Below are 21,903 nucleotides of genomic sequence, written 5' to 3' on the forward strand. Positions count from 1 at the left end.
GCCGCGACGGCTATCCTTGAACGGTTATGTCTTCGTCGGTGTCCCCTCCCCAGCCGGTGTACCTGGACCACGCCGCCACCACCCCGATGCGCCCCGTCGCCGTCGAGGCGATGACCGCTGCGATGGCCACCGTGGGCAACGCCGCTTCGCTGCACGGGTCCGGCCGACTGGCCCGGCGCAGGCTGGAGGAGTCCCGCGAGACCATGGCCCAGCTGCTGGGCGCCCGGCCGTCCGAGGTGATCTTCACCGCCGGCGGCACCGAGAGTGACAACCTGGCCGTCAAGGGCATCTACTGGGCGCGGCGCGGCGCGTCGCCGCAACGCCGCCGCATCATCACCACGCCGATCGAGCACCACGCGGTGCTCGACGCGGTGCAGTGGTTGGTGGACCACGAGGACGCCGAGGTGACCTGGCTGCCCGTCGACCGGTTCGGCGCCGTCGACCCGGCCGACCTGCGCACCGCCGTGGGCGACCCGGCCGACGTCGCGCTGATCTCGGTGATGTGGGCAAACAACGAAGTCGGCACGGTGCTGCCGATCCCCGAACTTGCCGCCGTGGCAAACGAATTCGACGTTCCGATGCACAGCGATGCGGTCCAGGCTGTCGGCCAGCTGCCGGTGGACTTCGCGGCCAGCGGGCTGTCGGCGATGAGCGTCACCGCCCACAAGTTCGGCGGGCCGACCGGCGTCGGCACGCTGCTTCTGCGGCGGGAGACCGCGTGCGTTCCGCTGCTCCACGGCGGCGGACAGGAACGCGACGTGCGTTCCGGCACCCAGGATGTCGCCGGGGCGATGGGGATGGCGGCCGCCGCGCGGGACGCCGTCGAGACCATGGACTCCGCCGCCGAGCGGGTGCGTGCGCTGCGCGACCGGCTGATCGACGGCGTGCTCGAGACCATCGACGACGTGGACGTCAACGGTGCGCCGCGAGCGCGGCGGCTGCCCGGCAACGCACACTTCACGTTCCGCGGCTGCGAAGGCGACTCGCTACTGATGCTGTTGGACGCCAAGGGAATCGAGTGCTCGACCGGTTCGGCGTGCACCGCGGGCGTGGCGCAGCCCTCGCACGTGCTCACCGCGATGGGCGCCGACCCCGCCAGCGCGCGGGGGTCGCTGCGACTGTCGCTGGGCCACACCAGCACCGACGCCGACGTCGACGCCGTGCTGGAGGTGCTGCCCGCCGCGGTGGAACGCGCGCGGCAGGCCGCGCTGGCCAGTGCGGGGCGGCGGTAGCCGTGCGGGTACTGGTCGCGATGAGCGGCGGCGTGGACTCCTCGGTGGCCGCCGCCAGGATGGTCGATGCCGGACACGACGTGGTCGGTGTGCACCTGGCGCTGTCGTCGGCGCCGGGCACCCTGCGCACCGGGTCCCGCGGCTGCTGCTCCAAAGAAGACGCCGGCGACGCGCGCCGGGTAGCCGACATGCTCGAAATCCCGTTCTATGTTTGGGATTTCGCCGACCGATTCAAAGAGGACGTGATCGACGACTTCGTCGAGTCCTATGCGCGCGGCGAGACGCCCAACCCGTGTGTGCGCTGCAACGAGCGGGTGAAGTTCTCCGCGCTGGCCGACCGTGCGCTGGCGCTCGGGTTCGACGCACTGGCGACCGGCCACTACGCCCGGCTGTCCGACGGCCGGTTGCGCCGTGCGGTCGACCACGACAAGGACCAGTCCTACGTGCTCGCGGTGCTCACCGCCGAGCAGTTGCGGCACGCGCTCTTCCCGATCGGCGACACCCCGAAGTCGGAGATCCGGCAGGAGGCGGCCCGGCGGGGTCTCGCGGTCGCCGACAAGGCCGACAGCCACGACATCTGTTTCATCCCGTCCGGCGACACCAAGGCCTTCCTCGGCGCGCGCATCGGTGTGCGCCCCGGCAGCGTCGTCGACGCCGCCGGGACCGTGCTGGCCGAGCACGACGGCGTGCACGGTTTCACCATCGGCCAGCGCAAGGGTCTGGGCATCCCGGGCCCCGGGCCGGACGGCCGGCCGCGCTATGTCACCGCGATCGACGCGGCAACCGGCACCGTCAGCGTCGGTGACGTGGCCGACCTCGAGGTGACCGGGCTGGTCGGTGACGCGCCGGTGTTCACCTCCGGCGTCGCGCCCGCGGGCCCGGTCGAGTGCGAGGTGCAGGTCCGCGCGCACGGCGGGATCGTCGGCGCGGTGGCCGAACTCGGCGACGGCACGCTGACGGTGAGTCTGCGCAGCCCGCTGCGCGGGGTGGCTCCCGGACAGACCCTGGTGCTGTACCGGCCCGACCCGGACGGCGACGAAGTGCTGGGCAGCGCGACCATCCGCGCCGCCCACTGACCCCCGGTCAGCCCGGCACGTTGGCCAGGATGTTGGTCATCACGATGTCAGGCACCGACTCGGGGAAGGCGCAGTAGGTGACCTCGACCAGCACCGCGGACTTCACCCGGTAGTCGCGGCCGCAGTCGCCCGGCCTGGTGTGCACGGAATCGGCGGTCGTGGACACCGTGCCGACCAGTACTCCGCCCGCAGTGGTGCTCGCGCATCCGTCGATCCGCCCGACGACGGACTCGAAGGCCCGCCTGGCCGTCGGGGTGTCGCGGTACCCGGCCGCAGCCTGGGAGATCAGCGCGCCCCGCGCAGGGTTCTGGAAGGTCAGCTTGTGGAACTCCTCGACCTCGGGCCCGAAGACCTGGGTCTCGGCGTAGATCCATTCACATTGCGGCGGAAGGCTTTCGGCCAGGAAATCGATGTCCACCGGAACCTTGCTGTCAGTGCCCGGGATCGCGGTCAGCTGCCGGCCGGAACCGGTCACCGCCTGCATCTGTTCGCGGTCGAGCAGCACGGTGTCCACGTCGACCGGAGACAGGGAGTCCTCGTCCACACCGGGCGCCGCGCGCAGCGGGGCGCCGCCGACCTGCTGGATGCACCCGACCGTCATGAGCACCATCGCGCACCACAGCAGCGCCGATGCGCGGCCCGTCATGCCCTGACTTTAGGCGGTCGAATATCGTCGGGCGAGTGACTGTCTTCGCGACCGCGACCGGAATCGGATCCTGGCCGGGCACCTCGGCCCGGGAAGCCGCCGAGGTGGTCGTCGGTGAGCTGCACCGCCTGCCCCATCTGGTCGAACTTCCCGCCCGCGGCGTCGGCGCCGACCTGATCGGCCGGGCGGCGGCTTTCCTCGTCGACATCGCGCTCGACACGGTGCCGCGCGGCTACCGCATCGCCCAGGGCCGCCGCTCGGCGACCCGGCGGGCGGTCAGCCTGCTCGACGAGGACCTCGATGCGCTGGAGGAGGCCTGGGAGAAGGCCGGTCTGCGCGGCGCGGACCGAGCGGTGAAGATCCAGGCGCCCGGCCCGGTGACCCTGGCCTCGAGTCTGGAACTCGGCGGGGGACACCGGGCGCTCACCGATCAGGGCGCGGTCCGCGACCTGACCGCGTCGCTGGCCGAGGGGGTGGCCACGCACCGCGCCGCTCTGGCCCGTCGACTGGAGAGCCCGGTGGTGGTCCAGTTCGACGAGCCGTTGCTGCCGGCCGCGCTGGCGGGCCGGCTCACCGGGGTGAGCAGCCTGAACCCGGTGCACCCGGTCGACGAATCCGTGGCCACCGCACTGCTCGACGAGTGTGTCGAGGTCGTCGGCGGCGAGGTCGCGGTGCATTGCTGCGCAGCTGATGTTCCGTGGAAACTGTTGCAACGCAGTGCAATCAGCGCGGTTGCGGTGGACATCGCGATGCTCACGCCTGCCGACCTGGACGGCATCGGGGAGTTCGTCGAGTCCGACCGCACAGTGCTGCTCGGCGCGGTCCCCGCCGTCGCCCCTGACGCGCGCCTGTCGGCAGAACAGGTCGCGGCATCGGTGGCCTCGGTGACCGACCGGCTCGGATTCAGCCGGGATGTGTTGCGCCACCGGGTCGGAATCACGCCGGGCTGCGGGCTGGCCGGGGCCACCCAGGCATGGGCGCGTACCGCGATCGAGTTGGCCCAGCGGGCCGCCGACGGACTGGCCGAGGACCCCGAGGCGGTCTGAAAGTCGGGAACACCGGCGCGTACTCGTCTACTCTCGGGTAGGCGCGGCCGGGCTCGGCCATGGGAGGCGCCGAAGACGCAGGGATGGGTGTAGTTGTCGGAGATGCTCTCGAGGATGCTCTCGAGCCCGCGCGGGTCGTCCGGGAGTCATCTTCCCGGCGAGGTTCCGCGTCTTCGGGCACTGGGCTCCTACGAGATCCTCGACACCGCTGCCGAGGAGTCGTTCGACCGGTTGGCCGCGCTCGCGGCATATGTGTGCGAGGCGCCGCTCGCGCTCATCGGCTTCGTCGACGCGACCCGGCTGTGGGTCAAATCCGGCCACGGCCTCGACATCACCGAGATCCCCCGCGAGCGGTCGTTCTGTACCCAGGTCGTCGCCGACACGGCGCTGATGGAAATCCCTGACACACACCTCGACCCGCGCTTCGACGCAGCGCCGGTGACTTTCGGCGGTCTGCGCCCGCGGTTCTACGCCGGGGCCCCGCTGGTCACCGACGACGGGCACGCGCTGGGCACCCTGTCCGTGATGGACCTCGTGCCCCGGGTTCTGACCGCCGCCCAGCGCGCGCACCTGCAGACGCTGGCCGAGCAGGTGGTGGGCCTGCTGCACCTGCGCGGCCTGCCGCGGCACGCCCCCGAGCACGTCCGCACGCCCGCGGCCGGGACGGTGTTGCGCGATCAGCAGCCGATGCTGGCGGCGGTACTGCAGCACACCGACGTGCTGGTGTACGCCAAGGACGTCGACGGCCGGTTCGTGATGGCCAACCGCGCGCTCGAAATCGTCACCCGGGCCCGGGGATCATTGGTCGGCGGGACCGACCACGACTTCTTCGATGCCGACATCGCCGACGACTACCGGCGCAACGACCTGCAGATCATGGCCAGCCGGGAGCGGCGGGTGTTCACCGAGGAGGTCGTGCACCCGGACGGATCCGCGCACATCTACCGCTCGACGAAATTTCCGCTGTTCGACGACGACGGGGAGGTCATCGGCACCGGCGGGGTGTCCACCGACGTGACCGAGCTGGCCACCGCGCGCGCCGCGCACGCGGCGGCCGAACAGCGGTGGCGCACCCTGGTCGAGCAGTCACCCGCTGCGGTCGTCGTCATCGACGACGGCGGCGGACTGGTCTACGTCAACAGCGAAGCCGTCACGCTGCTCGGCGGACAGAGCGCCGAGCAGATCACCGCGACGCCCGGTCTGGCCTTCGTGCCGGAGCGCTTCCGGTCGCTCGCCCAGGCGCTGCTCGACAAGATCGTCTCCGGCGGCATCCTGGCCCGCGCCCAGCGTGGGTCGCTGCTGCGGATGGACGGCAGCGAGATCGTCGTCGAGTTCAACTGCACGGCGATCGAACACGCCGGTGAGCTCAGTGTGCAGCTGGAGGTCCGCGACGTGTCCGCGGTCGCGGCCGCGCACGCGGCGCTGAAACACTCCGCGTCCACCGATCCGCTGACCGGCGCGCTGAACCGGCGCGCCTGGGACGCCCGGGTCGCGGCACGGCTCGCCGGCGCCGACGCCGTCCCGATGACCGTGGCGGTCATCGATCTGGACAACTTCAAGGCGTTCAACGACACCCGCGGCCACACGGTGGGCGACGCGCTGCTGCAGCACTTCGCCGCCGCCGCGGCGGCGGTGATCCGCAGTGACGACATCTTCGCGCGCTGGGGCGGAGAAGAGTTCATCGTGGCGCTGCCGGCCACCGCGCCGGAGCAGGCGGAGACGATCCTGAACCGGTTGCGCCGCTGCGTGCCCTTCGGTCAGACGTGCTCGGTCGGCTACACCGCCCACCTGCCTGCGGACACGTTGGGCGACACCGTCGCCCGTGCGGACCGGGCGCTCTACGACGCCAAGCGCCGGGGCCGCGACCAGCTGTGGCGGCGCTAGCCCCGGCCTAGCTCTGGGTGCGCAGATCCTTGCGGAGGATCTTGCCCGAGGCCGATTTCGGCACGGCGTCGATGAACGTCACCATCCGGACCTTCTTGTACGGCGCAACGTGCCCGGCGACGAACTCGATCACCTCGTCCTCGGTGAGGTCCGCACCGGACTGCTTGACCACGAACGCTTTCGGCACCTCTTCACCGTCGGCGTCGAGTGCACCGACCACCGCCGCGTCGGCGATGTCCGGGTGCGACAGCAGCACCGCCTCCAGTTCGGCCGGCGGCACCTGGTAGCCCTTGTACTTGATCAGCTCCTTGAGCCGGTCGACGATGTACACCAGGCCCCGGGCGTCGACCTGGGCGAGATCGCCGGTGTGCAGCCAGCCGTCGTCGTCGATGGTCGACCTGGTCGCCTCGTCGTTGTTCAGGTAGCCGGCCATCACGTTCGGGCCCTTGAACCAGAGTTCCCCGGTCTTGCTCAAACCCTCTGCCGGAACGGCGATCTCCTCGCCGGTCTCGGGGTCGACGAGCTTGGAGGCGGCGTTGGACACCGTCCACCCGACCGAACTCAATGGCGCTTCCTCGTGCATGTCGGCCAGGCCGCCGTCGAACGGGGTGATGTGGCTGACCGGGCTGAGCTCACTCATGCCGTAGCCCTGAACCACCTTGCAGTGCAACCGGTTCGCGACGGCGTGACCGAGGTCGGCGTCCAGCGGCGCTGCTCCGGACATCACCACGTTCAGCGAGGACAGGTCGTGGTCGTCGACGAGTGGGTGCTTGGCCAGGGCCACCGCCACCGGCGGGGCGATGAACGCGATGGTGCACCGGTGTTCGGCGATGTTGCCCAGGAACTCGCCGAGGTCGAAGCTGGGCATGATGACCAGGGTGGCGCGGGCGTGCAGAGCGGCGTTGAGCAGCACGGTCATCCCGTAAATGTGGAAGAACGGCAGCACGGCCAGCACCACGTCGTGGGGCTGCATGCCGTGCAGCGGCCGGATCTGCGCGACGTTGGCGACGAGGTTGCGGTGGGTCAGCATCACCCCTTTGGGGTTGCCCGTCGTGCCGGAGCTGTACGGCAGCACCGCCAGATGCGACGACGGCGCGAAATTCACCTGGGGCGCAGGGCCTCCCGACTCCAGTATGTCGGCCGCATTCGGATGACCGTCCGCGGCGCGGCCCGGACCGTCGAGCACGATGAGGTTCTCGTCGGCGAGCCCGGCCGCGGCGGCAGCCTCCTTGGCCTGGGCCGCCAGTGGGGTCACCGTGATCAACGTGGTCGCCTTGGAGTCGCCCAGCTGCTTGGCGATGTCCTTGGCGGTGAACAACGCGTTGATCGTCGTCGCCGTCGCGCCGGCGCGCAGGATGCCGTGGAACGCGACGGCGAACGCCGAGCTGTTGGGTGCGAGCAGGCCGACGACGTCGCCGACACCGATGCCGCGCGCGGCCAGCGCGCCTGCGAAGGAGTCGACCCGGTCGAGCATCTCGCGGTAGGTGGTCTTGCGGCCGCTTTTCGCGTCGATCAGCGCGACCCGGTCCAGGTCCGGGTCCTCGGGTCCGGAGAACCCGGAGAACAGGTAGTCATAGACGCTGGCCGTGGGGATGTCGACTTCGGGGAAGGGGCTTGAGAAGGTCATGGTGTCTCCGATCGAATCATGCCGGGGTCAGGCGTCGTCGAGCTGTCGGATCAATTTCTTCGCCGCGGTCATCCGGTAGGACGCGTCGAGCAGTTCGGTGACCTCGGCCCAGTCCACCGGCGCGGCGTCCAGGTCGAGTCCGAGCCAGCCGAAGGGGCCCAGGTAGGCCGGGAAGAAGAACCTGGCGTCCTGTTCGAGCGCGCGCCGGTCGCTCTCGTCGACCTTGACCAGCACCGAGTGCGGGTACTGCAGGTACCGGCCCTTGGTGGAGGTCTTGACGCTTCCGCCGTACATGGCGAACATCTTCGGCACGCAGAACACCGGCCTGCCCCAGGAGATCTTCTCGAAGGCCCCGGGAAAACCGAGGGCGATGTCCCGGAGTTCGGCCAGGCCGGGGTCGTCGTCGCCGAACATCAGCGGGTGCGGCATGGGGAGCAGCCTACGCAGCGGAGCGGTGTCGGCGGTCTTCGATAGCCTGCCAGGGTGAGTCCCGAGGTGGCCCCGGATCCCGAGGCAGTGCTGGCCGAGCAGTCCGACGACGCGCCCGACGCCGCGCTGCGCCGGCAGTGGCAGGAGCTCGCCGACCAGGTCCGCGAGCATCAGTTCCGCTACTACGTCCGGGACGCCCCGATCGTCAGCGACGCCGAGTTCGACGAGATGCTGCGCCGGCTGCAGACGCTGGAGGACGACCACCCGGAGCTGCGCACCCCGGACTCGCCGACCCAGCTCGTCGGCGGCGCCGGGTTCGCCACCGACTTCACCGCCGCCGAGCATCTCGAGCGCATGCTCAGCCTGGACAACGTGTTCACCCCGGACGAGCTGGCCGCGTGGGCCGCCCGGATCAAGAGCGAGATCGGCGCGGACGCGCAGTATCTGTGCGAGTTGAAGATCGACGGGGTCGCGCTGGCGCTGGTCTACCGGGACGGCGGCTGGTCCGGGCGGCCACCCGCGGCGACGGGCGCACCGGCGAGGACGTCACCCTGAACGCCCGCACCATCGATGACATTCCCGAGAAACTCACCGGCACAGACGAATTCCCGGTTCCCAAAGTCCTCGAAGTGCGTGGCGAGGTGTTCTTCCGGGTGGCCGACTTCGAGGACCTCAACGCGGGGCTGGTCGCCGAGGGCAAGCCGCCGTTCGCCAACCCGCGCAACAGCGCGGCCGGTTCGCTGCGGCAGAAGAACCCGGCGGTGACCGCCCGGCGCAGGCTGCGGATGATCTGCCACGGGCTGGGCCACATCGAGAGCGCAGGCGGCTATCCGTTCAAGACCCTGCACGACGCCTACCGCGCGCTGAAGGCGTGGGGCCTGCCGGTGTCCACCCACACCGCCCAGGTCAAGGGCCTCGACGCGGTCACCGAGCGCATCGCCTACTGGGGAGAGCACCGGCACGACGTCGAGCACGAGATCGACGGCCTGGTGGTCAAGGTCGACGACGTGGCACTGCAGCGTCGCCTCGGGGCCACCTCGCGCGCACCGCGGTGGGCGGTGGCCTACAAGTACCCGCCCGAGGAGGCGCAGACCAAGCTGCTCGACATCCGGGTCAACGTCGGCCGCACCGGCCGGGTCACCCCGTTCGCGTACATGGAGCCGGTGAAGATCGCCGGGTCCACCGTCGGGCTGGCGACGCTGCACAACGGGTCGGAGGTCAAACGCAAGGGCGTGCTGATCGGCGACACCGTGGTGATCCGCAAGGCGGGCGACGTGATCCCGGAGGTGCTCGGCCCGGTCGTCGACCTGCGCGACGGCACCGAACGCGAGTTCCACATGCCCACCCACTGCCCGGAGTGCGGCACCGCGCTGGCCCCGGCCAAGGAGGGCGACGCCGACATCCGCTGCCCCAACTCGCGCACCTGCCCGGCGCAGTTGCGGGAGCGCGTGTTTCACGTCGCCGGCCGCGGCGCGTTCGACATCGAGGGCCTCGGCTACGAAGCCGCCACCGCGCTGCTGCAGTCGGGGGCGATCACGGACGAAGGCGACCTGTTCGACCTGACCGCCGAGGACCTGCTGCGCACCGAGCTGTTCACCACCAAAGCGGGGGAGCTCTCGGCCAACGGCAAGCGGCTGCTGGCCAATCTGGGCAAGGCCAAATCCCAACCGCTGTGGCGGGTGCTCGTCGCGCTGTCGATCAGGCACGTCGGGCCCACCGCAGCCCGCGCGCTGGCCACCGAGTTCGGCAGCCTGGACGCGATCGTCGCCGCCTCCGAGGAACAGCTGGCCGCCACCGAGGGGGTCGGGCCGACGATCGCGGCGGCGGTCACCGAATGGTTCACCGTCGACTGGCACCGCGCGATCGTCGACAAATGGCGCGCGGCCGGCGTGCGGATGGCCGACGAGCGCGACGCCAGCATCGAGCGCACGCTGGAGGGACTGTCGATCGTGGTGACCGGCTCGCTGGCGAGCTACAGCCGGGACGAGGCCAAGGAGGCGATCATCGCCCGCGGCGGCAAGGCGGTCGGGTCGGTGTCGAAGAAGACCGCCTACGTCGTCGCCGGTGACGCGCCCGGATCCAAGTACGACAAGGCGATCGAACTGGGCGTGCCGGTGCTCGACGAGGACGGCTTCCGCCGGCTGCTGGAGAGCGGGCCCCCCTCGGAGGACGATCAAGCGGCGGGGGACGAGCCGCGGTGAGGAGTCCGACAGTCGGGACGCGTCAGCTGATGATCGTGGTGACGATGCCGGCCAGGTAGCCGAGGCGGGCGACCTCACTCGGGCGGAACGCCGGCCCACCGGGGCGGCCGAGCAGCATCGCAGTCCGCGGATCGCCCAGCGGCGCGGCCGCCAGCGTGGTGTCCATGTCGCGCCACACCTGGGGCACCCAGTCCGCGGTCGCGTCCAGCGCCGCGGCGCGCTGCAGCGGCAACCAGGGCGTCTCGGCGGCCTGTGTCTCGGGGGCGCCAGCGCTGCCCACCACGCGCTCGGAACCGGTGTCGGTCAGTTGCACGACGGTGCACCAGCCGACCCGCAGCACCCGCGGCGCCTCGTCGACCAGTACCTGCAGCCGCTTGAGCGTGCCGTCGGCCGCGGCCACGTGATCGATCAGCTCCAGCTCGCGGTGCGCCTCCAGCAGCCCGGTGTGCGGGCGGATGCTGTCGACGTAGACGCCCTTGAGCTTCTCGGCGGCGGTGATCAGCATGTCGGGCATCGCGCCCAACGGAAGCTCGACCACCAGATCGTCGACCGCGTAACCGGCGGAGCGTTCCACCACGTCCAGGGACAGAATGTCGGCGCCCACCGAGCCCAGCGCGACGGCCAGGGAACCGAGGCTGCCCGGCCTGTCCTCGAGCTGGACCCGCAGCAGATACGAAGGCACGGCCAACACTGTGTCACGGACCGCCCCGACCGGGCGACTCGGGCGACCGAGCTCTTGTCGGCTCGGCCGACGTCGGGCCGCGAGCGGGTTGAACTAGGGTTGGTGGCCGTGTCACAGATCTCCCGCGACGAGGTAGCGCACTTGGCGCGTCTCGCTCGACTCGCCCTGACCGACAGCGAATTGGACAGCTTTGTCGGTCAGTTGGACGCCATCCTGGGCCATGTCGGCCAGATCCAGGCCGTCGACGTCACCGGCGTCGAAGCCACCGACAACCCGTTGACCGACGTCAACGTGTTCCGGTCCGACGACCCGCAGCCGAGCCTGTCCCAGGACGACGCGCTGGCCGCCGCGCCGAACGCCGCCGACGGGCGCTTCGCGGTGCCGCGAATCCTAGGAGAGCCCGAATGACCGACACCGAGCTGATCAGGCTGGACGCCGCCACCCTCGCGGCGAAGATCGCGGCCAAGGAGGTGTCCTCGACCGAGGTGACCCAGGCCTGCCTGGACCAGATCGCGGCCACCGACGAGCAGTACCACGCGTTCCTGCACGTCGCCGCGGACCGGGCACTGGAAGCCGCCGCGGCGGTGGACAAGGCGGCGGCAGCCGGCGCCGAACCGGCCTCCCCGCTGGCCGGTGTGCCGCTGGCGCTCAAGGACGTCTTCACGACCACCGACATGCCCACCACCTGCGGATCCAAGATCCTGGACGGCTGGACCTCGCCCTACGACGCGACGGTCACCGCGAAGCTGCGCGCCGCGGGCATCCCGATCCTGGGCAAGACCAACATGGACGAGTTCGCGATGGGGTCGTCGACGGAGAACTCGGCGTACGGCCCCACCCGCAACCCGTGGGACACCGACCGGGTGCCCGGCGGGTCGGGCGGCGGCAGTGCCGCGGCGCTCGCGGCGTTCCAGGCCCCGCTGGCCATCGGCACCGACACCGGCGGATCGATCCGCCAGCCCGCCGCGCTGACGGCCACCGTGGGCGTGAAGCCGACCTACGGCACGGTGTCCCGGTACGGGCTGGTGGCATGCGCGTCGTCGCTGGACCAGGGCGGGCCGTGCGCGCGCACCGTGCTCGACACCGCGCTGCTGCACCAGGTCATCGCGGGGCACGACCCGAGGGACTCGACGTCGGTGGACGCTCCGGTGCCCGACATCGTCGGCGCCGCCCGCGCAGGCGCCGAGGGCGACCTCAACGGTGTGCGCATCGGCGTGGTCAAGCAGCTGCGCAGCGGCGAGGGCTACCAGCCCGGCGTGCTCGCGTCGTTCAACGCCGCCGTCGAGCAGCTGACCGCGCTCGGCGCCGAGATCAGCGAGGTCGACTGCCCGCACTTCGACTACTCGCTGCCCGCCTACTACCTGATCCTGCCGTCGGAGGTGTCGTCGAACCTGGCGAAGTTCGACGGCATGCGTTACGGGCTGCGGGCCGGCGACGACGGCACCCACAGTGCCGAGGAGGTCATGGCGATCACCCGGGCGGCCGGCTTCGGCCCCGAGGTCAAGCGCCGCATCATGATCGGCACCTACGCGCTGTCGGCCGGCTACTACGACGCCTATTACAACCAGGCCCAGAAGGTGCGCACGCTGATCGCGCGCGACCTCGAGCAGGCCTACCGCAGCGTCGACGTGCTGGTCTCGCCTGCTACTCCGTCCACGGCGTTCCGCCTCGGGGAGAAGGTCGACGATCCGCTGGCCATGTACCTGTTCGACCTGTGCACGCTGCCGTTGAACCTGGCCGGGCACTGCGGGATGTCGGTGCCGTCGGGGCTGTCGGCCGACGACAATCTGCCCGTAGGCCTGCAGATCATGGCGCCCGCGCTGGCCGACGACCGCCTCTATCGGGTGGGTGCGGCCTACGAAACCGCGCGAGGACCGATGCCGACCGCGCTCTGAGCGGGTTAGATGGTGTCATGCGTATCGGAGTGCTGACCGGCGGAGGTGACTGTCCAGGGCTGAACGCCGTGATCCGCGCGGTGGTCCGCACCTGTGACGCGCGGTACGGATCGTCGGTGGTCGGTTTCCAGGACGGATGGCGTGGGCTGCTGGAGGACCGGCGGGTCCAGCTGCGCAACGACGACCGCAACGACCGGCTGCTCGCCAAGGGCGGCACCATGCTCGGTACCGCACGGGTCAACCCCGACAAACTGCGGGCCGGGCTGGACCAGATCAAGCAGACGCTGGAGGACAACGGCATCGACGTGCTCATCCCGATCGGGGGAGAGGGCACACTGACCGCCGCGCACTGGCTGTCCGAGGAGAACGTCCCCGTCGTCGGGGTGCCCAAGACGATCGACAACGACATCGACTGCACCGACGTGACGTTCGGCCACGACACCGCGCTGACCGTCGCGACCGAGGCCATCGACCGGCTGCACAGCACCGCCGAATCCCATCAGCGGGTGATGCTGGTCGAGGTGATGGGCCGCCACGCCGGCTGGATCGCGCTCAACGCCGGGCTGGCCTCGGGAGCCCACATGACCCTGATCCCCGAGCAGCCGTTCGACGTCGAAGAGGTGTGCCGGCTGGTCAAACAGCGCTTCGTGCGCGGTGATTCGCACTTCATCTGCGTGGTCGCCGAGGGCGCGAAGCCGGCCGAGGGCTCCATGCAGCTGCGCAGCGGCGGCATCGACGAGTTCGGTCACGAGCGGTTCACCGGCGTGGCCCAGCAGCTCGCGGTCGAGGTGGAGAAGCGGATCAACAAGGAGGTCCGCGTCACGGTGCTCGGCCACGTGCAGCGCGGCGGGACGCCCACCGCCTACGACCGCGTGCTGGCCACCCGGTTCGGCGTCAACGCCGCCGACGCCGCACACGCCGGCGAGTACGGGATGATGGTGTCGCTGCGGGGCCAGGAGATCGGCCGGGTGCCGCTGGAGGAGGCGGTCCGCCAGCTCAAGCTGGTGCCGCAGAGCCGCTACGACGACGCCGCCGAGTTCTTCGGCTGATTCGCCCGCGCGTTCGTGTCTGTTCGCGGCGAAAAGGCGACCCATTAGGATCGGTGACATGTCTGTCGCTACCGCTGAGCTGCTCGATTACGACGAGGTCATCGCCAGGTACGAGCCCGTTCTGGGCCTGGAGGTGCACGTCGAGCTGTCGACCGCGACCAAGATGTTCTGCGGATGCGCCAACAGCTTCGGCGCCGAACCCAACACCCAGGTGTGCCCGGTCTGCCTCGGTCTGCCCGGCTCGCTGCCGGTGCTCAACGAGGCCGCAGTGGAGTCCGCGATCCGCATCGGCCTGGCGCTGAACTGCGACATCGCCCCGTGGGGCCGGTTCGCCCGGAAGAACTACTTCTACCCGGACCAGCCGAAGAACTACCAGATCTCCCAGTACGACGAGCCGATCGCGATCAACGGCTACCTCGACGTGCCCCTCGACGACGGCACGACGTGGCGGATCGAGATCGAGCGCGCCCACATGGAGGAGGACACCGGCAAGCTGACCCACCTGGGCAGCGACACCGGCCGCATCTCGGGCGCGACGACCTCGCTGGCCGACTACAACCGCTCCGGTGTCCCGCTGATCGAGATCGTCACCAAGCCCGTCGAAGGGACCGGGGCGCGGGCTCCGGAGATCGCCCGCGCCTACGTCACCGCACTGCGGGACCTGTTGCGCGCGTTGAACGTCTCCGACGTCCGGATGGACCAGGGCTCGATGCGCTGCGACTCCAACGTGTCGCTCAAGCCGATCGGGCAGGCCGAGTTCGGTACCCGCACCGAGACCAAGAACGTGAACTCGCTCAAGAGTGTCGAGGTCGCCGTCCGCTACGAGATGCGCAGGCAGGCAGCGGTTCTGGAGGGCGGCGGCACCGTCGTGCAGGAGACCCGGCACTTCCACGAGGACGGCTACACCTCGCCGGGCCGCAGCAAGGAGACCGCGCAGGACTACCGCTACTTCCCGGAACCGGACCTGGAGCCGGTGGCGCCCAGCGCCGAGCTGGTGGAACGGTTGCGGGGCACCCTGCCCGAGCTTCCGTGGCTGGCGCGCAAGCGGATTCAGCAGGACTGGGGAATCTCCGACGAGGTGATGCGCGACCTGGTCAACATCGGTGCGCTGGATCTGATCGCCGCGACGGTCGAGCACGGCGCGTCCAGCGACGCCGCGCGCGCGTGGTGGGGCAATTTCCTGGTGCAGAAGGCCAACGAGGACGGGGTGGAGGTGTCGGATCTGCCGATCACCCCGGCCCAGGTCGCCGCGGTGGTCAAGCTCGTCGACGAGGGCAAGCTGTCCAACAAGCTGGCCCGCCAGGTCGTCGAGGGGGTGCTGGCCGGTGAGGGCGAGCCCGAGCAGGTGATGACCGATCGCGGGCTGGCCGTGGTGCGCGACGACTCGCTGATCCAGGCCGCGGTGGACGAGGCGCTGGCCGCCAACCCGGACATCGCCGAGAAGATCCGCGGCGGCAAGGTGCAGGCCGCCGGTGCGATCGTCGGCGCGGTGATGAAGGCGACGAAGGGACAGGCCGATGCGGCGCGAGTGCGTGAACTGGTCATGGCCGCCTGTGGCTAGATGAGGCGCGTCCAGGACCTGGTCTTCCGCGTCCTGCAGCATCCGCTGCGGATGCTGTCGCTGCGGTCGATTGTCATTCTCTCCCAGCTCGGGGTCATCATCCTGGTGCTCACACTGGGTGTGTGGGTCTGGGTTGGTGTCACCAACGACCAGTACGACCAGCTCGACCGCAGGCTGGATTCGTTGTCCAGCCTCGGCGACGTCACCACGCTGCTGCGCAGCGCCCAGGACGGTGTCGGTCCCGAACCCGCCGAGGGCGGACTGGTGCGCACCGCGCGCATCGGTGCGATCACCGTGTCGACGCCGCCCGACATCGTGCTGCCCGAACGGCCCAACGGCTACTCCGACGCCACCATCGACGGTGTCGAGTACCGGGTGCGCACCATCACCACCGGCACCGCGTCGATCGCCCTCGGCGCGCCGCTGGCCGACACCCAGGCCCGCATCGACTCCCTGCACTGGCGGGTGTTCTGGATCTGTTTCGGGGTGATCCTGGGCACGTTGCTGATCGGCTGGGTCATCGGCCTGATCATGGTCAACCCGTTCCGGCTGCTCGCTCAGCAGGCGCGGGCCATCAACGCCCAGTCCGCCCCCGACGAGGTGCAGGTACGTGGGGTGTGGGAGGCGGTCGAGATCTCCGAGGCCGTGGAGGGGATGCTGGCCCGGATCGGTGACGAGCAGCAACGCACCCGGGCCGCGCTGGAGACGGCGCGCGACTTCGCGTCGGTGGCATCCCACGAGCTACGCACCCCGCTGACCGCGATGCGCACGAACCTGGAGGTGCTCGCGACGCTGGACCTCGGCGCCGAGCAGCGTGAAGAAGTGATCAGCGACGTGATCCGGACCCAGTCCCGGATCGAGGCGACCCTGACCGCGCTGGAGCGGCTGGCCCAGGGACAGCTGACCACCGTCGAGGACTTCGTCCCGGTCGACGTCGCCGAACTGCTCGACCGCGCCGCCCACGATGCGATGCGCAACTATCCCGGGGTCGAGGTGTCGCTGGCCTCGTCGACGACGGTGCTGATGCTCGGCATGCCGGCCGGGCTGCGACTGGTGATCGACAACGCCATCGCCAACGCCGTCAAACACGGTGGCGCGAGCCAGATCCGGCTCAGCGTGGTCAGCTCGCAGGCGGGGGTGGAGATCGCCGTCGACGACAACGGTTCCGGGGTCCCCGAAGAGGAGCGCACCGAGGTCTTCGAACGTTTCCACCGGGGCACCACCGCGTCCCGGTCGGGATCGGGCCTGGGTTTGGCGCTGGTCGCCCAGCAGGCCGAGATCCACGGCGGCACAGCCTCGTTGGAGGTCAGTCCGCAGGGCGGGACGCGTCTGATGCTCCGGCTGCCGGGTTCGGGCCCGAGCTGAGCGGCGCCGCCACCAGCCCGTCCCAGGCGGATATCGCGGGTCAGGTGTTGTCGGCGTTGGTGCGCGGGAAGCCGCCGCCCTGCGGGAACAGCGGGAACACCACGTCGTCGAGCCGCATCGCGTCGCCGGAGGTCTTGTTCACCGTGGCGCCCCACACGTTGCCGTCCGGTGAGACCTGCAGCGCCCATGCGTGCCCGTGCTGATCCTCGCGGACCACCTCCGGATCCCCGGTCACCGCACCGGTTTCGGGCGCCATGCGCACCGCGACGGTCTGCTTGACGTTGACGAGATTGACCAGCACGGTGCCGTCCAGCGCGGCGCAGCCCGCCACCCCGGGCCGGTCCGGCCACGTCCACACCGTCGAGACCTTGGAGTCCTTGGTGATGCGTTGCAGCCGGTCGGCGGTCGGCGTCCGGTCGGTGACGTAGAGCGACTCGTCGGAAGGATCGATGCACACGCCGCCGCCCGGGCCCAGCCCGGACAGGGCGGTCGTGGTCGGCGCCTGGTCGACCGTCGTCGGCTGCTCGATCCGCAGCAGCTTGCCCGCCAGCGAGCCCGGATCGGCGGCCAGGGCGGGGTTTCCGGCGTCACCGGTCTGCACCAACAACGTGGTCGGGCTGGTGAAGATCAACGAACCGGTGTTACCCGTGGCGCCCTTGGGGATGCCGGTCAGGATCGGCTTGGGCGGATCGCCCTCGACGATGCGCACCACCCGGTTGTCGGTGGGCGTGCTGATGTAGGCGTACATCAGCCGGTCCTGGACGAACGTCGGCGACATCACGATGTCCATCAGGCCGCCGTCGCCGGCCGGGTCGACGGGAATGACGAGTTTGGTGACCGGTTCGGCGCGCACCGACACCTGCTTGACCGCGCCGGTCGTGCGCTCGGCCACCAGCGCGGACTGGCTGTCGGGCAGCATGATCAGGCCGCTGGTGCTCTCCAGGCAGCCCTGCATGACGCCGGGGGCCGGGCATTCCTTCGGGAACGGTTTGGCCGGCAGGGGAGGGGGCGGCGGCGGCGTCGAGGTCGGGCCGGGAGCCAGTTGCGGTTCGGTCGTGAACGGCTGGGACTGCGCGGAGTCGAACCGGGCGCAGCCGGACCGGCAAGCAGCGCCGCGCTCAGCAGCACGACGAAAGGTCCCCACGACCGACGCTCGCTCATGCAGGCCAGGTTACGGATCGCCGAACAGTGCCCGCCACGGGCTCCCCGCCGCGACCTGCGCCGGGTGACAGAAACAGGTGCTCAACGCGCCGCGCCAATTCCCGTCTCCGGGCGGTGTAGCACTTACCCTGGCTGACGTGACGAGCCCCCATGATCCCGGCCCCTGGCAGCGGCCCGACGATTCGGCTGGGCGGCCCTCGTCGGCGAGCCTGGTGGACCCGGAAGACGACCTTCCCTCGGCGAACTACGGCGGTGACTTCGAGACCACCGCGATTCCCCGCTACGACTCGGCCAAGCCCGCCGGTCAGCCGCAGCCGTTCGGCTTGCTCAACGACCCCGACCCGCTGCCGTACGTGCAGCCGGGCGCCGGGCTGGCCCCGGGCGCCTACGGTGCGACCGCGGCGCCCACCGAGGTCGGCGTCGTCGACCCGGACCGCCGCGACGATCGCCGCGGCACCCAGGATCTCGGCCTGCTCCTGCTGCGCGTGGCCGTCGGCGTGCTGCTCATCGGTCACGGACTGCAGAAGGTGTTCGGCTGGTGGGGCGGTCCCGGCCTGGACGGCTTCCGCCAATCGCTGACCGACGTCGGATTCCAGCACGCCGACATCCTGACCTACGTGGCCGCAGGCGGTCAGATCGCCGCAGGCGTGCTCCTGGTGATCGGTCTGTTCACCCCGATCGCCGCAGCCGGGGCGCTGGGCTACCTGATCACCTCGGTGCTGGCCGAAGCCACGATCGCCCACGAAGAGGCCCGGCTGTCCTCGTTCCTGACCGACGGCCACGAATACCAGCTCGTGCTGGTGTGCGCGGTGGCGGCGATCATCCTCGTCGGCCCGGGCCGCTACGGCCTGGACGCCGGCCGTGGCTGGGCGCGCCGCCCGTTCATCGGCTCCTTCGCCGCACTCGTGCTGGGCGTCGGCGCCGGCGTCGCGATCTGGGTGCTGCTCAACGGCGCCAACCCGCTCGCCTGACCCCCGCTACTGATACGGGTTGGGGACCCGCCCGCCGCTGGCGGCGGCCAGGATCGGCAACGTCGAGAACGTCACCGCCGGCAATCCCAGTTCGGTACCGTCGCGCAGCTGAGCGACCGCCCACGCGGTGCGTCCGAACCGCAGGCCGGCGATGTCCTCCCAGCGCACGGTCCGGCTGCCGAGCATCGTGCGTGCGGTCACCGTGTCCCTGCCTGCGATGGTGCGGTTGCGCATCACGAACACCGACAGCAACGCCGGGATCAGAAAGAACAGGATGAACCATCCCGGGCCGGCGAACACCACGGCCAGCATGGCCACCGACAGGAAGCCGATCGCCACATGTGCCATCGGGGAGATCCTGACGACGACGGGGGCCGACTCCGAAGTCGAACGAGTACGCATGCCTCAATCATTGCACCGGACCGCTCCGCTCCCGACGCACGTGCTGGTCGGGGCACCCGGATTTGACCTATCGAGAGTCCGGCGGCTACCGTCGTCTGCTATGCAGACCATGCTCGTAGTAATTGGGTTGCGCGTTGATGCCGCGCTGGCCCTGCTTCGGGCATAGCACAACAGCATCGACGCGCAACCCTCGTACAGCCGCCGGGCTGGCGAGGGTTTTTTGTTGCCTCAGCACCGATTTGAGAAGATAAGCCGACCGAGAAAGACCAGAGGACACCGTGAGCGCACCCACCACGCGACCGCCCGAGCAGTCGGAGACCCCGACGAACGGGACAGCGGCTACCGCGAAGCAAAACTCCGCGACAGCCCCGTCGCAAACCATACGCAAACCGAATACCATTGCCCCGCAACAGATGAGCGGAGCGCAGGCGGTCATCCGATCGCTTGAGGAACTCGGCGTCGAGGTCATCTTCGGTATCCCGGGTGGGGCGGTGCTCCCGGTCTACGACCCGCTGTTCGACTCACAGAAGCTGCGCCACGTGCTGGTGCGGCACGAGCAGGGCGGCGGACACGCGGCCAGCGGTTACGCCCACGCGACCGGCCGGGTCGGTGTGTGCATGGCCACCTCGGGTCCCGGGGCGACCAACCTGGTGACCCCGCTGGCCGACGCCTACATGGACTCGATCCCGATAGTGGCGATCACCGGGCAGGTCGGCCGTGCGCTGATCGGCACCGACGCGTTCCAGGAAGCCGACATCTCGGGCATCACGATGCCGGTCACCAAGCACAACTTCCTGGTGCGTGACGGTGACGACATCGCCCGCGTCATCGCCGAGGCCTTCCACATCGCCGCCAGTGGGCGCCCCGGACCGGTGCTGGTCGACATCCCCAAGGACATCCTGCAGGGGGAGTGCACCTTCGCGTGGCCCCCGCAGTTCGAGCTGCCCGGTTACAAGCCGAACACCAAGCCGCACAACCGGCAGATCCGCGAGGCCGCCAAGCTGATCGCCGAGGCGCGCAAGCCGGTGCTCTACGTCGGCGGCGGCGTGATCCGCGGCGAGGCCAGCGAGCAGCTGGCCGAGCTGGCCGAGCTCACCGGCATCCCGGTGGTCACCACGCTGATGGCCCGCGGCGCGTTCCCGGACAGCCATCCGCAGAACCTGGGCATGCCCGGCATGCACGGCACCGTCTCCGCGGTGGCCGCGCTGCAGCGCAGCGATCTGTTGGTCGCGCTGGGCACCCGGTTCGACGACCGCGTCACCGGCAAGCTGGATTCGTTCGCCCCCGACGCCAAGGTGATCCACGCCGACATCGACCCCGCGGAGATCGGCAAGAACCGGCACGCCGACGTGCCGATCGTGGGCGACGTCAAGGCCGTCATCACCGAGCTGATCGAGGTGCTGCGCCGGGCCGGCGCGCCGGCGAAGAACGCCGGCTCGACAGCTGGTGGGAGTACCTGCGCGGGATCCAGGAGACCTACCCGCTGAGCTACGGCCCGCAGAGCGACGGCAGCCTGTCGCCGGAGTTCGTGATCGAGACGCTGGGCAAGATGGCAGGCCCGGACGCGGTCTACGTGGCCGGGGTGGGCCAGCACCAGATGTGGGCGGCGCAGTTCGTCTCCTACGAGAACCCGAAGACCTGGATCAACTCCGGTGGTCTGGGCACCATGGGCTTCGCGGTGCCCGCGGCGATGGGCGCCAAGATGGGCCGCCCGGAGGCCGAGGTGTGGGCCATCGACGGCGACGGCTGCTTCCAGATGACCAATCAGGAACTCGCCACCTGCGCCATCGAGGGCGTGCCGATCAAGGTCGCGCTGATCAACAACGGCAACCTGGGCATGGTGCGCCAATGGCAGACGCTGTTCTACGAACAGCGGTACAGCCAAACCGATCTGGCCACCCACACCCGCCGCATCCCGGACTTCGTCAAGCTGTCCGAGGCGCTGGGGTGCGTCGGGCTGCGCTGTGAACGCGCCGAGGACGTCGCCGACGTCATCAACCAGGCCCGCGCGATCAACGACCGCCCGGTGGTGGTCGAGTTCGTCGTCGGCGCCGACGCGCAGGTGTGGCCGATGGTGGCCGCAGGCACCAGCAACGACGAGATCCAGGCGGCGCGCGGTATCCGTCCGCTGTTCGACAACGAAGAGGGACATGCGTGATGAGTACCACCCACACCCTGTCGGTCCTCGTCGAGGACAAGCCCGGCGTCCTGGCCCGGGTGGCGTCGCTGTTCTCCCGCCGCGGCTACAACATCCAGTCGCTGGCCGTCGGAGCCACCGAGCACAAGAACCTCTCCCGGATGACCATCGTGGTCGACGTGGAGGAGTCCCCGCTGGAACAGATCACCAAGCAGCTCAACAAGCTGATCAACGTGATCAAGATCGTCGAGCAGGACGAGGAGAACTCGGTCGCGCGCGAGCTCGCGCTGATCAAGGTCCGCACCGACGCCGCCACCCGCGGACAGGTGATCGAGGCGGTCAACCTGTTCCGGGCCAAGGTCGTCGACGTCTCCAACGAGTCGCTGACCGTGGAGGCCACCGGGACACCTGGCAAGATCGAGGCGCTGCTGAGGGTGCTCGAGCCCTACGGGATCCGCGAGATCGTGCAGTCCGGTGTGGTCTCGCTGTCCCGCGGGCCTCGCGGTATCAGCACCAAGTAAGAACCTAAAAGCAAACCG

General features: G+C 70.1%; 17 protein-coding genes and 2 pseudogenes. 13 read left to right on the forward strand and 6 right to left on the reverse strand.

Annotated elements, in window-relative coordinates; genetic code table 11:
- Nucleotides 1–26 precede the first annotated feature (26 nt).
- Both C6A87_RS09715 and mnmA read left to right on the forward strand, forming a co-directional pair.
- Nucleotides 27–1,232 carry a cysteine desulfurase family protein gene (locus tag C6A87_RS09715; RefSeq protein WP_311117041.1) on the forward strand — a complete coding sequence of 402 codons (1,206 nt, stop codon included), beginning with the start codon at nucleotides 27–29 and terminating at the stop codon, nucleotides 1,230–1,232.
- Nucleotides 1,233–1,234: 2 nt separating this feature from the next.
- A complete protein-coding gene (gene mnmA, locus C6A87_RS09720) occupies nucleotides 1,235–2,308 on the forward strand; it encodes a tRNA 2-thiouridine(34) synthase MnmA (RefSeq protein ID WP_311117042.1) in 1,074 nt (357 codons plus the stop codon).
- A 7-nt stretch (nucleotides 2,309–2,315) separates the two neighbouring features.
- On the opposite strand, the gene C6A87_RS09725 is transcribed toward mnmA, so the two are convergent.
- On the reverse strand, nucleotides 2,316–2,954 hold the full coding sequence (locus C6A87_RS09725; RefSeq protein ID WP_311117043.1) for a sensor domain-containing protein: 639 nt from the start codon (nucleotides 2,952–2,954) through the stop codon (nucleotides 2,316–2,318).
- Between the two features lie 35 nt (nucleotides 2,955–2,989).
- Here C6A87_RS09725 and C6A87_RS09730 point away from each other — a divergent pair, with 35 nt between their 5' ends.
- Both C6A87_RS09730 and C6A87_RS09735 read left to right on the forward strand, forming a co-directional pair.
- Nucleotides 2,990–4,000, forward strand: coding sequence for a methionine synthase (locus C6A87_RS09730; RefSeq protein ID WP_311117044.1), 1,011 nt, complete (start codon nucleotides 2,990–2,992; stop codon nucleotides 3,998–4,000).
- Between the two features lie 114 nt (nucleotides 4,001–4,114).
- Nucleotides 4,115–5,884, forward strand: a complete 1,770-nt coding sequence (locus C6A87_RS09735; RefSeq protein ID WP_311117045.1) for a diguanylate cyclase domain-containing protein — start codon at nucleotides 4,115–4,117, stop codon at nucleotides 5,882–5,884.
- Nucleotides 5,885–5,891: 7 nt separating this feature from the next.
- Here C6A87_RS09735 and C6A87_RS09740 read toward each other — a convergent pair whose 3' ends face one another.
- Together C6A87_RS09740 and C6A87_RS09745 are read right to left on the reverse strand one after the other, a co-directional pair.
- Nucleotides 5,892–7,511, reverse strand: a complete 1,620-nt coding sequence (locus tag C6A87_RS09740; RefSeq protein WP_311117046.1) for a 4-coumarate--CoA ligase family protein — start codon at nucleotides 7,509–7,511, stop codon at nucleotides 5,892–5,894.
- Between the two features lie 27 nt (nucleotides 7,512–7,538).
- On the reverse strand, nucleotides 7,539–7,940 hold the full coding sequence (locus C6A87_RS09745) for an MmcQ/YjbR family DNA-binding protein (protein ID WP_311117047.1): 402 nt from the start codon (nucleotides 7,938–7,940) through the stop codon (nucleotides 7,539–7,541).
- Nucleotides 7,941–8,027: 87 nt separating this feature from the next.
- Between C6A87_RS09745 and ligA the strand changes: the two are divergent.
- A pseudogene (gene ligA / locus C6A87_RS09750) lies at nucleotides 8,028–10,141 on the forward strand (NAD-dependent DNA ligase LigA).
- A gap of 22 nt (nucleotides 10,142–10,163) precedes the next feature.
- On the opposite strand, the gene C6A87_RS09755 reads toward ligA, so the two are convergent.
- Nucleotides 10,164–10,823 carry an amino acid-binding protein gene (locus C6A87_RS09755; RefSeq protein WP_311117048.1) on the reverse strand — a complete coding sequence of 220 codons (660 nt, stop codon included), beginning with the start codon at nucleotides 10,821–10,823 and terminating at the stop codon, nucleotides 10,164–10,166.
- 108 nt (nucleotides 10,824–10,931) lie between these two features.
- Here C6A87_RS09755 and gatC point away from each other — a divergent pair, with 108 nt between their 5' ends.
- From gatC to C6A87_RS09780, 5 genes are read left to right on the forward strand one after another with little or no spacing between them, the layout of a single operon-like run.
- Complete coding sequence (gene gatC / locus C6A87_RS09760) at nucleotides 10,932–11,231, forward strand: Asp-tRNA(Asn)/Glu-tRNA(Gln) amidotransferase subunit GatC (protein WP_311117049.1); 300 nt, start codon at nucleotides 10,932–10,934, stop codon at nucleotides 11,229–11,231.
- On the forward strand, nucleotides 11,228–12,718 hold the full coding sequence (gene gatA / locus C6A87_RS09765; protein ID WP_311117050.1) for an Asp-tRNA(Asn)/Glu-tRNA(Gln) amidotransferase subunit GatA: 1,491 nt from the start codon (nucleotides 11,228–11,230) through the stop codon (nucleotides 12,716–12,718). Before gatC ends, gatA begins: the two co-directional genes overlap by 4 nt.
- A 17-nt stretch (nucleotides 12,719–12,735) precedes the next feature.
- Nucleotides 12,736–13,767, forward strand: coding sequence for an ATP-dependent 6-phosphofructokinase (locus C6A87_RS09770; RefSeq protein WP_311117051.1), 1,032 nt, complete (start codon nucleotides 12,736–12,738; stop codon nucleotides 13,765–13,767).
- A gap of 58 nt (nucleotides 13,768–13,825) precedes the next feature.
- Nucleotides 13,826–15,328 (forward strand): Asp-tRNA(Asn)/Glu-tRNA(Gln) amidotransferase subunit GatB, encoded by a 1,503-nt coding sequence (gene gatB, locus C6A87_RS09775; protein ID WP_311117052.1) that lies wholly within the window; start codon nucleotides 13,826–13,828, stop codon nucleotides 15,326–15,328.
- Nucleotides 15,329–16,693 carry a HAMP domain-containing sensor histidine kinase gene (locus C6A87_RS09780; RefSeq protein WP_311117053.1) on the forward strand — a complete coding sequence of 455 codons (1,365 nt, stop codon included), beginning with the start codon at nucleotides 15,329–15,331 and terminating at the stop codon, nucleotides 16,691–16,693. It begins immediately after the preceding gene.
- A 40-nt stretch (nucleotides 16,694–16,733) separates the two neighbouring features.
- Here C6A87_RS09780 and C6A87_RS09785 read toward each other — a convergent pair whose 3' ends face one another.
- Nucleotides 16,734–17,837 carry a PQQ-dependent sugar dehydrogenase gene (locus C6A87_RS09785; RefSeq protein ID WP_311117054.1) on the reverse strand — a complete coding sequence of 368 codons (1,104 nt, stop codon included), beginning with the start codon at nucleotides 17,835–17,837 and terminating at the stop codon, nucleotides 16,734–16,736.
- 154 nt (nucleotides 17,838–17,991) lie between these two features.
- On the opposite strand from C6A87_RS09785, the gene C6A87_RS09790 reads away from it, so the two are divergent.
- Nucleotides 17,992–18,825 (forward strand): DoxX family protein, encoded by an 834-nt coding sequence (locus C6A87_RS09790; RefSeq protein WP_311117055.1) that lies wholly within the window; start codon nucleotides 17,992–17,994, stop codon nucleotides 18,823–18,825.
- Between the two features lie 6 nt (nucleotides 18,826–18,831).
- Here the strand turns inward: C6A87_RS09790 and C6A87_RS09795 are convergent, their stop codons facing one another.
- Nucleotides 18,832–19,173 (reverse strand): PH domain-containing protein, encoded by a 342-nt coding sequence (locus C6A87_RS09795; RefSeq protein ID WP_311117056.1) that lies wholly within the window; start codon nucleotides 19,171–19,173, stop codon nucleotides 18,832–18,834.
- A 434-nt stretch (nucleotides 19,174–19,607) separates the two neighbouring features.
- Here C6A87_RS09795 and C6A87_RS09800 point away from each other — a divergent pair.
- Both C6A87_RS09800 and ilvN read left to right on the forward strand, forming a co-directional pair.
- Nucleotides 19,608–21,385: pseudogene (locus C6A87_RS09800) on the forward strand (acetolactate synthase large subunit).
- A complete protein-coding gene (ilvN, locus tag C6A87_RS09805) occupies nucleotides 21,382–21,885 on the forward strand; it encodes an acetolactate synthase small subunit (protein ID WP_311117057.1) in 504 nt (167 codons plus the stop codon). Before C6A87_RS09800 ends, ilvN begins: the two are co-directional and overlap by 4 nt.
- Nucleotides 21,886–21,903: the final 18 nt, after the last annotated feature.

The organism is Mycobacterium sp. ITM-2016-00317 (assembly GCF_002968295.1).
Lineage (GTDB): Bacteria > Actinomycetota > Actinomycetes > Mycobacteriales > Mycobacteriaceae > Mycobacterium.